Origin of the sequence: Methylobacterium sp. 174MFSha1.1 (genome assembly GCF_900116815.1) — a bacterium.
Lineage (GTDB): Bacteria > Pseudomonadota > Alphaproteobacteria > Rhizobiales > Beijerinckiaceae > Methylobacterium.
This window is the reverse complement of the sequence record NZ_FPCB01000039.1, coordinates 1-15,371: the sequence shown is the minus strand read 5'-3', so window position 1 is coordinate 15,371 and position 15,371 is coordinate 1. Positions and strand designations below refer to the sequence as shown.

The window sequence follows — 15,371 nt, the reverse complement described above, 5'->3', positions numbered from 1 at the left end:
GACCTGTTGGCCAAGAGACTTCATCCCAAGGGACTCCACCCGAAGCCGGCGCACGCCGTCCTGCCCACCCGCGAGGCCGTGCTCGCCTTCATCGAGGACTCGCCCCAGAAGGTCGGCAAGCGCGAGATCGCCCAGGCCTTCGGCATCAAGGGCGCGGACAAGATCGAGCTGAAGCGTCTGCTCAAGGAAATGCAGGAGGACGGCGCGATCGAGAAGGACCGCGCCGGTCTGCGCAAGGCCGGAAGCCTGCCGCCGGTCGTCGTCGCCGACATCGACACCCGCCGCGACCGCGACGGCGAGCTGGTCGCGCGGCCGGCGAATTGGGATCCGGAGGCCGGGCCCGCGCCCCTCATCACCGTGCTGATGCCGCGCGGGCGCCGCGCCGACGGGCCGGCCCCCGGCACCGGCGACCGGGCGCTCCTGAAGATCGAGCCCGACGGCGACACGCCCGGGCGCTATCTCGGCCGGGTCATCAAGGTGATCGGCCGCAACAAGGCCGAGACCCTCGGGGTGTTCCGGGCGCTGCCGACCGGCGGCGGGCGGATCGTGCCCGTCGACAAGAAGGCGCAGGGGCGCGAGATCGCGGTGCCGCCGGGCGGGGAGGGCGACGCGCTGGACGGCGACCTCGTCACCGTGATCCTCGGCCGCGAGGACCGGTTCGGGCTGACGCAAGGGCGCGTCAAGGAGCGCCTCGGCAGCCTCGGCTCCGAGAAGGCGGTCAGCCTGATCGCCATCCACGCCCACGGCATCCCGCACGTCTTCCCGCGCGAGGTGCTGGCGGAGGCGGATGCCGCCCGCGAGGTCGGACTCGACGGTCGCGAGGCAAATGACCGAGAAGATTGGCGCGACCTGCCTCTCGTCACCATCGACCCGCCGGACGCCAAGGACCACGACGACGCCGTGATGGCGGTGCCGGATCCCGATCCGGCCAATCCGGGCGGGTTCGTCGTCACGGTGGCGATCGCCGACGTCGCGGCTTACGTCCGGCCCGGCTCCGCCCTCGACCGCGAGGCCTTGCTGCGCGGCAACTCGGTCTACTTCCCCGACCGGGTGGTGCCGATGCTGCCCGAGCGGATCTCGAACGACCTCTGCTCCCTGCGCCCCGGCCAGGAAAGACCGGCGCTCGCCGTCCGCATGACCGTGACGGCGGAGGGGCGGAAGCTGCGCCACAGCCTCCACCGCGTGATGATGCGCTCGCGCGCGAAGCTCGCCTACGCGCAGGCACAGGCTGCGATCGACGGCCGGCCCGACGAGGTGACGGGCCCGATCCTGGAGCCGGTGCTCCGCCCGCTCTGGGACGCCTACCGGGCGCTCGCCGCTTCCCGCGACGCACGGGGACCGCTCGCCCTCGACTTGCCTGAGCGTAAGGTGATCCTGAACGCCGAGGGCGGGGTCGACCGGGTGATCGTGCCGGAGCGCCTGGAGGCGCACCGGCTGATCGAAGAGTTCATGATCCAGGCCAACGTCGCGGCGGCCGAGATCCTGGAGGCGAAGAGCCAGCCGCTGATCTACCGCGTCCACGACGAGCCTTCGCTCGAGAAGATGCGGGCCCTCGGCGAGGTCATGGCCTCGATCGGCCTGAAGCTGCCGAAGGAGGCGAACCTCCGGCCCGCCCTGTTCAACCGCATCCTCGGCATGGTCGAGGGCAGCGAGCACCAGCTCTTCCTCAACGAGGTGGTTCTGCGCTCGCAGGCCCAGGCCGTCTACGCCGCGGACAATGCCGGGCATTTCGGCCTGGCTCTGCGCCGCTACGCTCACTTCACCTCGCCGATCCGGCGCTACGCCGACCTGATCGTGCACCGCGCCCTGATCCGGGCGCTGCGGCTCGGCTCCGACGGCCTGCCGCCGGACATGGAGGGCGGGGACCTGGCCCAGATCGGCCAGCAGATCTCGGCCGCCGAGCGCCGTGCCATGGCGGCGGAGCGCGAGACCATCGACCGTCTGATCGCCCACCATCTCGCCGACCGGGTCGGCGCGACCTTTTCCGGCCAGGTCTCCGGCGTGACCCGCTCGGGGCTGTTCATCAAGCTCGACGAGACCGGAGCCGACGGCTTCGTGCCGATCTCGACGCTCGGCGCCGAGTATTTTCGTCACGAGGAGGGCCGCCACGCCCTCGTCGGCGAGCGCACCCGCCAGACCTTCCGCCTCGGCGACAAGGTCGAGGTGGAGCTGATGGAGGCCGCCCCGGTGGCAGGCGCCCTGCGCTTCGCGATCGCCGGCGGTGGCCGCACGTCTGCCCCCGCCCCGGCCCGCGGTGGACCGCGCAAGGGGAGGCCCGCCCCGGCGACCCGGGACAGCCTGACCAAGCGCCGCGGGAGACGCGCATGATCGAGATCCACGCCGGTCCCGCCGCCGAGCCCGCCACCCCTTCGGGCGCGGGTCCTTCCTGGGCCCTGGCGATGTGGCGCGGCTTTCGCAACCGCTGCCCGCATTGCGGCGAGGGCCGGCTGTTCGGCCGTTTCCTCAAGGTGCGGGAGACCTGCGAGGCCTGCGGGATCGAGCTGCACCACCACCGCGCCGACGATCTGCCGCCCTACCTCGTCATCTTCGTCGTCGGCCATCTCGCCGGCATCGGGATCCTCGAGACCGAGATGCGCCTCGACGTGCCGCTCTGGTTCCAGATGACCTTCTGGCCCGGCCTGGCGCTGATCGCCTCGCTCGCGCTGCTCCAGCCGACCAAGGGGGCGGTGGTCGGGCTGCAATATGCCCTTGGCATGCACGGCTTTTCCGCGATACGCCGCGCCCAGGCCCGGCCGGTGGACAATCCGGCCCAGGACAATCCGGCCCAGGACGAGACGGAGACGCGGGATGGCAGGACCGACGGACGGAGCATCGGCTCCTGAGCGGAAGACGCGGCCGCTGCGGATCCGCAACGCCGCGACGCTGATCATCCTCGACCGCTCCGGCGACGAGCCGAAGGTGCTGATGGGCCGGCGCCATGCCGGCCACAAGTTCATGCCCGGCCTGTTCGTCTTTCCCGGCGGCCGGATCGAGCTCGGCGACCGCTCGATGCCGGTGGCCGGCACCCTCAACGACCGCGCCGAAGCCGCCCTGGCCGAGCAGGTCCATCCGCCGCTGTTCCATCTCGGCCGGGTGCTGGCGCTGGCGGCGATCCGCGAGACCTACGAGGAGACCGGCCTGATGATCGGCTCCCTCGATTATGGGCCGCCCGAGACGGCGCCGCCCGGCGCCTGGGCCGCCTTCCGCGAGGCTGGGGTGATGCCCGACCTCGAATTGCTGCAATTCGTCGCCCGGGCGATCACCCCGCCCTCCCGGCCCAAGCGCTTCGACACCCGCTTCTTCGCCGTCGACCGCGAGGCGGTGGTGGCCGAGACCCCCGGCGTCGTCGGTCCCGATTCGGAACTGACCGAGCTCGCCTGGGTCGATCTCGCGGCGGCGCGCAAGCTCGAATTGCCGCGCATCACGTCGATCGTGCTCGACGAGCTGGAGGCGCGGCTCGCGGCGGGATTCAGCCCGATGCTGCCGGTGCCGTTCTTCCGCGATGTGGATGGCGAGCATACGCGGGAAGAACTGTAATCCGACGTCTCCTTGGTCGCTTCGAATAAAGGTGAGGACATCTCCCCTCTCTCGAGTGGGAGAGGGGCCGGGGGTGAGGGTGACACGCTTCAGTGTGAAACACTGAGCGTCGTGCTGGCAGCTCAACGCTCGGCGCATTCTACGGAAACGTAGCACCCTCACCCCTACCCCTCTCCCACACGGGAGAGGGGATCCCGCGTTTCACTGGTTTGTCTGAGTGAGTCTGGCGGAAACCGGACACTGAGGTTTCGGGCGGGGCTGGCTTTCGGTGCTCCGCTGGTCCATATGGGCCGGTCCTCACGGCCACCCCCATCATGACGATCCTCACAACTGAACCGGAGTTCGGGCCCGCGCGCCTCGCGGCCATCGCCGCCGCCATCACATGCGTGGCGGTGGTCGGCATCGGGCTCAGCCTGTCGATCCCGCTCCTCTCGCTCGAGATGGAGCGGATGGGCCTGTCCAACACCTGGATCGGCGTCAACACGGCGATCGCCGGGGTGGCGAGCATCGTCGTCCTGCCCTTCGTGCCGCGAGTGGCGGCGCGCCTCGGCGTCATGCCGCTCCTGCTCGGCGCCATCGCGGTCGGGGCGCTGGCGCTCCTCGGCTTCCGGGCGATCCACGATTTCGCCTGGTGGTTCCCGCTGCGCTTCGTGTTCTCGGCGGCGCTCGGCGTGCTGTTCGTCCTCTCCGAATTCTGGATCAACCAGGCGGCACCGCCCGCGCGGCGCGGCCTGGTGATGGGGGTCTACGCCACCGTGCTGGCGCTCGGCTTCGCCATCGGGCCTGGATTGCTGCGCGTCCTCGGCACCACCGGCTGGCCGCCCTACCTCGCCGGCGCGGCGTTGTTCTGCGCCGGGGCGCTACCCCTCGTCATGGCCCGCGGGCTCTCGCCGGAGATCCCGCACAAGGGCGGGCGGGGCTTCCTCGGCTACCTCCGGGTCGCGCCCTCGGCGACGCTCGCGGCCCTCGTCTACGGCGCGGTCGAGACCGGGGGCTTCGCCATCCTGCCGATCTACGGCCTGCGGCTCGGCCTCACCGCCGAGCAGGCGGCGGGTCTCGTCAGCCTCGCGGCGCTCGGCAACGTGCTGTTCCAGATTCCCGTCGGGTTCCTCGCCGACAAGGTCGACAAGCGCCGGGTGCTGCTCGCCGCGGCCTTCCTCGGCGCGGTCGGGGCGGCGGCCCTGCCGCTCGGGGCCGAGGATCCCTGGTTGCTCGCCGCGATCCTGTTCGCCTGGGGCGGCATCGCCGGCACGCTCTACACCGTCGGCCTCGCGCATCTCGGCGCCCGCTTCGACGGCGCGGCGCTCGCTGGAGCCAACGCGGCCTTCCTGGTGCTCTACAATATCGGGCTGGTGCTGGGACCGCCGCTGGTCGGCGGCGGCATGGACCTCGCCTCGCCGCACGGCTTCGCCTGGTCGCTGGTGCTGCTGTTCGTCGCCTATCTCGCGGTGGTCGGCGGGCGGATGGTCCGGGCTGCACCCTGACCTCAGTCCTTGGACCTCAGCCCTTGGACCCCAGCCCTCGGACCGCGGCCCACGGTCGCCCGGGCTTGACGCCCGGGAGGCGATGGGGCAGGAAGGCGCCGCGTTCTGGCCGGGCCTGCCCGGCCGTTTTGCGTTTCGGTCCTCCGGGCGCAACACCCAACATCCAGAAGAGGTCGCGCCATGGCCAAGGCCGTCACCATCAAGATCAAGCTGCTCTCGACCGCCGACACCGGCTACTTCTACGTCACGAAGAAGAACTCGCGGACGAAGACCGACAAGCTGTCGTTCAAGAAGTACGACCCGATCGCGCGCAAGCACGTCGAGTTCAAGGAGACCAAGATCAAGTGATCTTGGGGGTGCAGATCGCACCATGAAAAAGGCCGCCCCCGACGGGCGGCCTTTTTCCGTTAAGGGCTCGGGCGTCAGCCGAACAGGTACATCGCCCCCGGCAGGGCGACGAAGCCGGCGGCGCAGCCATAGGCCAGCCACAGGCCGGGCCGGCGGGCGGCGAGGCGGCGCAGGCGCTTGGCGGTCGGCCCGGCCTTGACGGTGCGCCCGTTCACGCACGAGCAGAGCAGGGTGTGGGCCTCGCCGGTGCTCAATTCGAAGAAGCTGCGGGCCTCCCCGAACGTGTCGCCGGTGAGCCCGCTCGCCCGCAGGACCGGATCGGCATAGGCGAAAGCGAGCGGCGAGTTGTCGGCCCGGATCGCCGCCCGCTGCTTGCGGGGCACGAACTCGATCTCCTCCAGGGTGATGAAGCTGCGGCCCGGATCGCGTTCGAGGATCTCGGCGAAGCGCTCAAGCCTGGCCCGGCGGCCCTCAAGGAGGGCCCCTTCGAGCAGGGCCGGGACCGTTTCGACGTCGGCGATGTCACGGATGTGGCGAAGCGGCTGATGTTCCATGCTGGGAACCTCATCGATGCGCTGCAGCCCATTCTTGCGCTGCGGGTGCGCCAGCATGCTCCAAGCATCCGCCCGATGCATTGGCTCACGTTAACACATTCTCTTGATCGCGTTGCTGCCCAGCTCGAAGCAAGCGCCGGTAAATCGGGCGCCGGCAAGGACTTGAATACATCGCTGAAAGCGTGGCCTTTGCTCATGCGGCAGCAGGCCTGCGACCGCCGGACGCAGTCTCGGGCCGGCGCGGCGCCGGCCCGGACAGGCGCTCAGCTCACCTCGAACCAGCCCCACAGGCCGGTATCGAACCGCTCCAGAGCCGTCGCGCTCAACAACCAGCGGCCGGGATTGTCGGCGAGGAACGCGATGCGGGCGGTGCGGCCCTCCAGCAGCTGGAAGGTGTCGAGCCAGTAGGGCTCCCAGCCGTCGTCGAGGGGGTGCAGCAACCGGAAGACGTGGCCGTGCAGGTGCAGCGACTGCGGAAAGGCGGTGGTGTTCGTGAGCGCCAGCACCACGGCGGTGTTGCGCTTGACCGAGAACAGGGGCGGATTCTCCACCCGGCCGGCGGCGCCGTTGAGCGTCCAGATCCGGCTCGGGTCGCCGGTGAAGGCCGGGGCCGCCTCGGGCTTTCCCTTGTCGAACACCGCGCCCCCCGCGATGGTGATGTCGCGTCGGAAGGCGTTCTGGAGCTTGATCTCCGGCGGCAGCAGCTTGTTCTCGCCGATCGGCGCCACGGCGGGTCGGGCGGCGACCGGCTCGCCCTTGGCGACGATGCGGGCGAGCGGCATGCCCGGCCCGATCAGCGCCACCACGGCGCCCGCCGGCTCGGAGGCCGCCGGCACGTCGAGGAAGATGTCGTAGCGGGTGCCGGGCTGGAAGGGGAGGGTGGCCCGCAGGGGCTCGAAGGTGTCGGTCGGCTGTCCGTCGACCGCCGCCACCCAGGCCTTGAGGCCGTCGAAGCGGATCCGGGTCGCCCGGGCGTTGCAGGCATTGGCCAGCCGCAGCCGCAGGCGGGTGCCGGGCGCGGCCTCGATCACCTCCGGCGCCGGCCTGCCGTTGACGGTGAGCGCGTTGCCGAGCCGGCCCGAGCTCGCCGCGAAGGCGGCCTGCCCGAAGGGCGCGAGCGTCCCGTCGGCCTCAAGGCGCCAATCCTGCAGGACCAGCGGCACGTCGCGGTCGACGACCGGGGCCTTCGCCTCCTCGACCACCAGGAGGCCGGCGAGCCCCCGCCCGGCGGGCTCGCTCGACCCGCCGACGACGAGCGGGCGGATCAGGAAGGTGCCGGCATCCGGCGGGGCGAACTCGTAGAGGAAACTCGCCCCCGGTGCGACCGGGCTCTGGGTGACCCCGCCGACCCCGTCCATCGCGTTGCGGTTGCGCACCCCGTGCCAGTGCAGCGACAGCGGCCGCTCGGTCTTGTTCTCCAGCCGCAGGCGGACGGTCTCGCCGAGCTTGACGCGCAGGACCGGCGGCGCCGCTTGTCCGTCGAAGGCCCAGACCGGGGTCTCGGGCGCCGGCTCCGGCTTGATCCGCGCCTTGGCGGGGAGTGCCGTCAGGCGCTTGCCCTCCGCCGCTCCCGGCGCCATCTGGGATTGCGTGCCGCCCTGCGCCCGGGCGAGCGCCGGCGCGAGGGAGAGGGCGGCGCCGGCGAGCAGCGCGCGGCGCGAGGGCGGCAGGGACGACGGCATGGCACCTCGCTGAACGGAGATCGTTTTCGCTTCGGGCGCGAGCGGCCCCCGGGCGGACCCGCCTTGTAGCCGGGCTGCCGGCGCGGGGCGAGGCGTGGCCTAAAATTCTTGCTGCGTGGCCGATACACCATGCTATAGAGCCGCGCCCGGGTGCGTCAGGCCTCGGGCGCGAGCGTCGCGGGCGTGGCGGAATTGGTAGACGCGCTGGATTTAGGTTCCAGTGACGAGAGTCGTGGGGGTTCGAGCCCCTCCGCCCGCACCACCTCCGCCAGGCGACACGACGGATTGGGTTCAAGCAGCAGGGCCGGCTCCTTGTCCTGACGGTCCCGTCGCACGGCAGCCGCCGTCCGGGCCCGCAGCCAAGCCGGATTCGAAGGTGCAAGGCGGAATGACGACGATGCAGGTGACCGAGATCAAGGCCGAGGGGCTGAAGCGCGAATTCCAGGTGGTTCTGCCCGCGGCCGAGCTGGAGAGCCGGCTGGCGACCGAGCTCGACGGGATCAAGGGCAAGGTGCAGATCAAGGGCTTCCGCCCGGGCAAGGTGCCGGTCGCCCACCTGCGCAAGGTCTACGGCCGCTCCGTGATGGCCGACGTCGTCCAGAACGCCGTCACCGAGGCCAACCAGAAGATCGTCGAGGACAACAAGCTCAAGCTCGCGCTCGAGCCCCAGGTCCAGATGCCCGAGGACAAGGACGAGATCGAGAAGGCGCTCGACGCCAAGGGCGATCTCTCGTTCAAGGTTGCCCTCGAGGTGATGCCGAGCTTCGACCTCGTCGACCTCTCGGACGTGAGCCTGACCAAGCAGGTCGTCACCCCCTCCGACGAGGAGGTCAACGAGACGATCGAGCGGATGGCCTCGGCCAACCGCCCGTTCACGGACCGTCCCGAGGGCCAGTACGCCGAGTCGGGCGACCGCCTGACCATCAACTTCACCGGCCGGATCGACGGCACCCCGTTCGAGGGCGGCACCGGCGAGGACATCAACCTCGACCTCGGCTCGAACACCTTCATCCCCGGCTTCGAGGACCAGCTGCTCGGCGCCAAGGTCGGCGACGAGCGCCTGGTCAAGGTCACCTTCCCGGAGAATTACGGCGCCGCGCACCTCGCCGGCAAGGAGGCCGAGTTCGACGTCACCGTGAAGGCCATCCAGTTCCCGGGTGAGCTGACGATCGACGACGAGCTCGCCAAGAACTTCGGCATGGACTCGCTCGACGCCCTCAAGGACGCCGTGCGCACCACCATGGGCCGCGAGTACGAGGCGGCCTCGCGCCAGAAGCTGAAGAAGGGCCTGCTCGACGCCCTCGACAGCCGCTACTCCTTCGAGCTGCCCCCGAGCCTCGTCCACCAGGAATTCGCCGCCGTGTGGGCCCAGGTCGAGCAGGACCTGAAGAATCGCGGCAAGACCTTCGAGGATGAGGACACCACGGAGGAGAAGGCGCGCGAGGAGTACCGCCGGATCGCCGAGCGCCGCGTGCGCCTCGGTCTGGTGCTTGCGCAGGCCGGCGAGAGCGCCGATATCAAGGTCTCGGACGACGAGGTGAATCAGGCCCTGATCGCCCGCGTCCGTCAGTTCCCCGGCCAGGAGCAGCAGGTCTGGGATTTCTACCGCAAGACCCCGCAGGCGCTCGCCGAGCTGCGTGCCCCGCTGTTCGAGGAGAAGGTGGTTGACCACGTCCTCGGTCAGGTCAAACTGGTCGAGGAGCCCGTCTCCAAGGAGGCGCTGTTCGCCGACGAGGACGACGCCGAGGACAGCAGCAAGGGCGAAGCGGCCAAGGCCGACGCGCCCAAGGCCGAGACGGCCGAGGCTGCTCCCGCGGGTGAGTCCAACCCGGCCTGATCCTCGTCCGGCCCCGAACGGGCGGCGGGGACGGGGCCTGCGAGGTCGTTCGTTTCCGCCGCTACCCCGGCCGCCCCGAGGCGGCCGGGTTCCGTTCAGAGGGCCATCGAGATGAGAGATCCGGTCGACTATTACAACAGCGCGCTCGTCCCCATGGTGGTCGAGCAGTCGAGCCGCGGCGAGCGCGCCTTCGACATTTATTCGCGCCTGTTGCGCGAGCGCATCATCTTCCTGACCGGCCCGGTCGAGGATTACTCCGCGTCGCTGATCGTGGCGCAGCTGCTGTTCCTTGAGGCGGAGAACCCGAAGAAGGAAATCTCCTTCTACATCAACTCGCCGGGCGGCGTGGTCACCTCCGGCCTGTCGATCTACGACACGATGCAGTTCATCCGCTGCCCGGTCGCCACGCTCTGCGTCGGCCAGGCCGCCTCGATGGGCTCGCTGCTGCTGGCCGCCGGCGAGGCCGGCCACCGCTTCGCCCTGCCGAACGCCCGGATCATGGTGCACCAGCCCTCCGGCGGCTTCCAGGGCCAGGCCACCGACATCCTCATCCACGCCCGCGAGATCGAGGCCCTGAAGCGGCGCCTCAACGAGATCTACGTGAAGCACACCGGCCGTGAGTACGAGGCGATCGAGCAGGGCCTGGAGCGCGACAACTTCATGACCGCCGACGCGGCCAAGGAGTGGGGCCTGATCGACGAGGTGCTGCAGAAGCGGGCCGAGGCGCCGGCGCAGGCCTGACGACAGGGCCTCCCGCCGGAGGGTCCCGCATTGCTGGACCTCCCCCGGCGGGAGGTCACCGCTCCGGAAGGCGGATCCCCGATGCGGCCATTTGGCGGAAGCCTGTCGCATCCGCGGGATTGATCCGGCGGTGGCTGCGTGTTTGCATCGCGATTCTGCGTCGGGCGCCCGGCGCGCGGGAGGCGGTGACTGTTTCTTTAGCCGGGCGCCACTATCTAAAAGCGATGCGGTCGTGCCCCCGGGGCGGGACCGATCGGGGACTTGGAGACCCATATGAGCAAGGCTGGCGGCAACGACTCGAAGAGCACGCTGTACTGCTCGTTCTGCGGCAAGAGCCAGCACGAGGTTCGCAAGCTGATCGCGGGCCCGACCGTCTTCATCTGCGATGAGTGCGTCGAGCTGTGCATGGACATCATTCGCGAGGAGTCGAAGTCCTCGCTGGTGAAGTCGCGGGACGGCGTACCGACCCCGAAGGAGATTCGGCGGGTCCTGGATGACTACGTCATCGGGCAGGACTTTGCCAAGAAGGTCCTGTCGGTGGCTGTGCACAACCACTACAAGCGCCTGGCGCACGCGACCAAGCACAACGACGTCGAGCTGGCGAAGTCCAACATCCTGCTGATCGGCCCGACCGGGTCGGGCAAGACGCTTCTGGCCCAGACCCTGGCGCGCATCCTCGACGTGCCGTTCACGATGGCCGACGCCACGACGCTGACCGAGGCCGGTTACGTCGGCGAGGACGTCGAGAACATCATCCTCAAGCTGCTCCAGGCCTCCGACTACAACGTCGAGCGGGCGCAGCGCGGCATCGTCTACATCGACGAGATCGACAAGATCTCCCGCAAGTCGGACAACCCGTCGATCACCCGCGACGTGTCCGGCGAGGGCGTGCAGCAGGCCCTCCTGAAGATCATGGAGGGCACGGTCGCCAGCGTGCCGCCGCAGGGCGGACGCAAGCACCCGCAGCAGGAATTCCTGCAGGTCGACACGACCAACATCCTGTTCATCTGCGGCGGCGCCTTCGCGGGGCTGGAGCGGATCATCTCGGCCCGCGGCAAGGGCACCTCGATCGGCTTCGGCGCCACCGTCCAGGCCCCGGACGACCGCCGCACCGGCGAGATCTTCCGGAACGTCGAGCCCGAGGACCTGCTGAAGTTCGGCCTGATCCCCGAATTCGTCGGCCGTCTCCCGGTCCTGGCGACCCTTGAGGACCTCGACGAGACCGCGCTGAAGCGGATCCTGCAGGAGCCGAAGAACGCGTTGGTCAAGCAGTACCAGCGCCTGTTCGAGATGGAGAACGTCGACCTGACGTTCCAGGAGGAGGCGCTGAGCCTCGTCGCCCGCAAGGCGATCGAGCGCAAGACCGGCGCCCGCGGCCTGCGCTCGATCCTGGAGAGCATCCTGCTCGAGACGATGTACGACCTGCCCGGCCTCGATTCGGTCGAGCAGGTGGTGATCGGGCCTGAGGTCGTCGACGGCAAGTCGCGGCCGCTCTACATCCACGGCGACCGCGGCAAGGACGCGCCGGCGAGCGCCAGCGCCTGAATGTGACCCGGAGGCCGCCGCGAAAACGGCGGCCTCTTGCATGAGAAGTGGCCGGATGCGGCCGGGTGGCACGGTGCTTGAAAGCGGCACCCTGAGGAGCCACCTGAGAGTCAACGCGGCGGCCGCATGCTCACCGAATCGAGGTGCGGTGCCGCGACCCGGCCGCTCTCTCGTTTCCGACCCCCGCGGCCCGGTCGGCCCCCAGCGTTCCTCCTGCTTTCCCCCTCCACGAGGGGAGGGATCTGGGCGTCACCACACAAGGAAGTCAGTCAATGACCCAGCCGAAATCGCGCCAGCCCGTCGTCCCCGGTACGAGCGGAACCTACGCGGTCCTGCCGCTGCGCGACATCGTGGTCTTCCCGCACATGATCGTGCCGCTCTTCGTCGGCCGCGAGAAGTCGATCCGGGCCCTCGAAGAGGCGGTGCGCACCGACCGCCACATCCTGCTCGCCACCCAGGTCAACGCCACCGACGACGACCCGGCCACCGACGCGATCTACACCATCGGCACGCTGGCGAGCGTGCTGCAGCTCCTCAAGCTCCCCGACGGCACCGTGAAGGTGCTGGTGGAGGGTGGCGGCCGGGCCAAGATCCAGGATTTCGTCCGCTCGGACGAGTACTACGCCGCCGACGCCGAGGTGCTGCCGAACGATCTCGGCGACAAGATCGAGGCCGAGGCGCTCGCCCGCTCGGTGATCTCGGAGTTCGAGAACTACGTCAAGCTCAACAAGAAGATCTCGCCCGAGGTGGTCTCGGCGGTGATCCAGATCGACGAGCCCTCGAAGCTCGCCGACACTGTCGCCTCGCACCTCGCCGTCAAGATCTCCGACAAGCAGGCGATCCTCGAGATCCCGACCGTCGCCCAAAGGCTGGAGCGCGTGCTCTCGCTGATGGAGAGCGAGATCTCGGTGCTGCAGGTCGAGAAGCGCATCCGCACCCGCGTCAAGCGGCAGATGGAGAAGACCCAGCGCGAGTACTACCTGAATGAGCAGATGAAGGCGATTCAGAAGGAACTCGGCGACGAGGACGGCCGCGACGAGCTGGCCGAACTCGAGGACAAGATCGAGAAGACCAAGCTGTCCAAGGAGGCGCGGGACAAGGCGCTGGCCGAGCTGAAGAAGCTGCGCCAGATGTCGCCGATGTCGGCCGAGGCCACGGTCGTGCGCAACTACCTCGACTGGATGCTCGGCATCCCGTGGGGCAAGCGCTCGAAGATCAAGAAGGACCTGCCCGGCGCGCAGGCGATGCTCGATGCCGACCATTTCGGCCTCGACAAAGTCAAGGAGCGGATCGTCGAGTACCTGGCGGTGCAGCAGCGCGCCAACAAGCTCACCGGCCCGATCCTCTGCCTCGTCGGACCGCCCGGCGTCGGCAAGACCTCGCTTGGCAAGTCGATCGCGAAGGCCACGGGACGCGAATTCGTCCGCATGTCGCTCGGCGGCGTGCGCGACGAGGCCGAGATCCGCGGTCACCGGCGGACCTATATCGGCTCGATGCCCGGCAAGATCGTGCAGTCGATGCGCAAGGCCAAGACCTCGAACCCGCTCATCCTGCTCGACGAGATCGACAAGATGGGCATGGATTTCCGCGGCGACCCGTCCGCGGCGCTCCTCGAGGTGCTGGATCCGGAGCAGAACGCGACCTTCAACGACCATTACCTCGAGGTCGATTACGACCTGTCGAACGTGATGTTCGTGACGACGGCCAACACTCTCAACATTCCGCCGGCCCTCCTGGACCGGATGGAGGTGATCCGCATCGCCGGCTACACCGAGGAGGAGAAGGTCGAGATTGCGCGCAAGCACCTGATGCCGGGCGCGCTGAAGAAGCACGGCCTCGAGCCGAAGGAATGGTCGATCACCGATGACGGCCTGATGCTCCTGATCCGCCGCTACACCCGCGAGGCGGGCGTGCGGAATCTGGAGCGCGAGATCTCGAACCTGATCCGCAAGGCGGTGAAGGAGATCCTGATCTCGGGGGTGAAGAGCGTGACGGTCTCGGCCGACAACCTCGACACCTTCCTCGGCCCGGCGAAGTTCCGCTACGGCGAGGTCGAGACCGACGATCAGGTCGGCGTGGTCACGGGCCTGGCCTGGACCGAGGTCGGGGGCGAGCTGCTCACGATCGAAGGCGTCATGATGCCCGGCAAGGGCAAGATGACGGTCACCGGCAACCTGCGCGACGTGATGAAGGAATCGATCTCGGCGGCGGCGTCCTACGTCCGCTCGCGGGCCGTCGATTTCGGCGTCGAGCCGCCGCTCTTCGAGCGTCGGGACATCCACGTCCACGTGCCGGAGGGGGCAACCCCGAAGGACGGGCCGTCGGCCGGCATCGCCATGGCCACGGCGATCGTCTCGGTCATCACCGGTATCCCGGTGCGCCGCGACATCGCCATGACCGGCGAAGTGACCCTGCGCGGCCGGGTGCTGCCGATCGGCGGTCTCAAGGAGAAGCTCCTGGCGGCGTTGCGGGGCGGCATCAAGATCGTGCTGATCCCGGAGGAGAACGCCAAGGACCTGGTGGAGATTCCCGACAGCGTGAAGAACGGGCTCGAGATCTTCCCCGTCTCGCGAATGGATCAGGTTCTCGAACGGGCGCTGATCCGCATGCCGGTGGCGATCGACTGGGACGAGCCGCTGCCGAAGGCCTCGCCCGCCCGGTCGGACGACGACGCCTCCGGGGTGGTGGCGCACTGATCGCCGCGACCCGCTGCTGATACGAGAAAGGCCCCCGGATCGCGAGATCCGGGGGCCTTTTTGCGCGGGCGGGAGTTCCCTCCGCCCGCGGCTTTGGCGGACCGGCCGTCAGGCGCTGCGGCGACGGCCCAGGCCGCTGTTCTTGGCGAGTTCGGAACGCTGGGCGGCGTAGTTGGCGGCGACCATCGGGTAATCGTGCGGCAGGCCCCACTTGCGGCGGTACTCCTCGGGGGTGAGCCCGCGGGTCGACAGGTGGCGCTTGAGCGACTTGTACTGGCGGCCGTCCTCGAGGCTGATCAGGTAGTCCGGCGTCACCGTCTTCTTGACCGGCATCAGCGGGACCGGCTTCTCCACCTCGACCGCCTGGGGATCGCCGAGCCGGCTCAGCGACTGGTGCACCGCATTGATCAGGGCCGGCAGCTCGGCCACCGGCACGGAGTTGTTGGACACGTAGGCCGACACGATGTCGGCCGCGCGCTCAATCAGGTTGGTTTCTTGATCTTGGTCCAGCATTTAATCGGCTCCGATGACAGAGTGCGTGCCCATGCGTCTTTGGGCGCTGCGGGTCAATATTTCTTTTTGGGAATGCGACAGAATTACACCGGAGAAACAAAGTTGTGCGCCATGGATAGTGCTGGGTCGCTTCTTCCGACGGCGATGTGCATCCATGCGCTCACGTAATACAAGGATTGCGTGCTTGGCCGGCCATGTGGCGCCCGCAAGCATCAGCACCGAGCTCGCCCGCGTCGCATGAGGAGGGTGGGATGGGCACGAGAGGGGAGGGGCCTCGGCGGCCTGTCGCGAGAGCTTCACAAAGGAGTTGACGGGGAAAAACGCGGGGCCTATACGACCACCCATCGGCGCCGGCCGCTCCCGCGGACCGGCCGCTGAACCATCTTCGAGACAGTCTGGGCCGGCAAGCCTGACCTTGGTCAGGTGCTGGTCCT

General features: G+C 69.1%; 12 protein-coding genes and 1 tRNA gene. 10 read left to right on the top strand and 3 right to left on the bottom strand.

Annotated elements, in window-relative coordinates:
- Positions 1 to 6: 6 nt before the first annotated feature.
- The 5 genes from rnr (at position 7) to rpmG (ending at position 5,369) form a co-directional block, all read left to right on the top strand.
- Positions 7 to 2,328: a ribonuclease R gene (gene rnr, locus BM430_RS27420; protein WP_093570405.1), complete on the top strand. Its 2,322-nt coding sequence runs from the start codon at positions 7 to 9 to the stop codon at positions 2,326 to 2,328.
- The gene (locus BM430_RS27415; RefSeq protein WP_093570404.1) at positions 2,325 to 2,843 is read left to right on the top strand and encodes a DUF983 domain-containing protein; all 519 of its coding nucleotides are present in this window, start codon (positions 2,325 to 2,327) and stop codon (positions 2,841 to 2,843) included. The genes rnr and BM430_RS27415 overlap by 4 nt, the downstream gene beginning before the upstream one ends.
- Positions 2,809 to 3,537 (top strand): NUDIX hydrolase, encoded by a 729-nt coding sequence (locus BM430_RS27410; protein WP_093570403.1) that lies wholly within the window; start codon positions 2,809 to 2,811, stop codon positions 3,535 to 3,537. Before BM430_RS27415 ends, BM430_RS27410 begins: the two co-directional genes overlap by 35 nt.
- A gap of 314 nt (positions 3,538 to 3,851) precedes the next feature.
- Positions 3,852 to 5,021: an MFS transporter gene (locus tag BM430_RS27405; protein ID WP_093570402.1), complete on the top strand. Its 1,170-nt coding sequence runs from the start codon at positions 3,852 to 3,854 to the stop codon at positions 5,019 to 5,021.
- Positions 5,022 to 5,201: 180 nt separating this feature from the next.
- Entirely contained in the window at positions 5,202 to 5,369 is a 168-nt protein-coding gene (rpmG, locus tag BM430_RS27400) for a 50S ribosomal protein L33 (RefSeq protein ID WP_048427126.1), read from the top strand.
- A 74-nt stretch (positions 5,370 to 5,443) separates the two neighbouring features.
- Here rpmG and BM430_RS27395 read toward each other — a convergent pair whose 3' ends face one another.
- Complete coding sequence (locus BM430_RS27395; RefSeq protein WP_093570451.1) at positions 5,444 to 5,923, bottom strand: hypothetical protein; 480 nt, start codon at positions 5,921 to 5,923, stop codon at positions 5,444 to 5,446.
- A 263-nt stretch (positions 5,924 to 6,186) separates the two neighbouring features.
- On the bottom strand, positions 6,187 to 7,605 hold the full coding sequence (locus tag BM430_RS27390; protein ID WP_093570401.1) for a multicopper oxidase family protein: 1,419 nt from the start codon (positions 7,603 to 7,605) through the stop codon (positions 6,187 to 6,189).
- 177 nt (positions 7,606 to 7,782) lie between these two features.
- Between BM430_RS27390 and BM430_RS27385 the strand changes: the two genes are divergently transcribed.
- From BM430_RS27385 to lon, 5 genes are all read left to right on the top strand, one after another.
- Positions 7,783 to 7,867 (top strand) — tRNA-Leu (locus BM430_RS27385).
- A gap of 135 nt (positions 7,868 to 8,002) precedes the next feature.
- Positions 8,003 to 9,442 (top strand): trigger factor, encoded by a 1,440-nt coding sequence (gene tig, locus BM430_RS27380; RefSeq protein ID WP_093570450.1) that lies wholly within the window; start codon positions 8,003 to 8,005, stop codon positions 9,440 to 9,442.
- 111 nt (positions 9,443 to 9,553) lie between these two features.
- Positions 9,554 to 10,183: an ATP-dependent Clp protease proteolytic subunit gene (locus BM430_RS27375; RefSeq protein WP_048427128.1), complete on the top strand. Its 630-nt coding sequence runs from the start codon at positions 9,554 to 9,556 to the stop codon at positions 10,181 to 10,183.
- A gap of 273 nt (positions 10,184 to 10,456) precedes the next feature.
- A complete protein-coding gene (clpX, locus tag BM430_RS27370; protein WP_048445376.1) occupies positions 10,457 to 11,728 on the top strand; it encodes an ATP-dependent Clp protease ATP-binding subunit ClpX in 1,272 nt (423 codons plus the stop codon).
- A gap of 272 nt (positions 11,729 to 12,000) precedes the next feature.
- Positions 12,001 to 14,424, top strand: a complete 2,424-nt coding sequence (gene lon / locus BM430_RS27365; RefSeq protein ID WP_093570400.1) for an endopeptidase La — start codon at positions 12,001 to 12,003, stop codon at positions 14,422 to 14,424.
- 108 nt (positions 14,425 to 14,532) lie between these two features.
- On the opposite strand, the gene BM430_RS27360 is transcribed toward lon, so the two are convergent.
- On the bottom strand, positions 14,533 to 14,937 hold the full coding sequence (locus tag BM430_RS27360; RefSeq protein ID WP_093570399.1) for a Ros/MucR family transcriptional regulator: 405 nt from the start codon (positions 14,935 to 14,937) through the stop codon (positions 14,533 to 14,535).
- Positions 14,938 to 15,371: the final 434 nt, after the last annotated feature.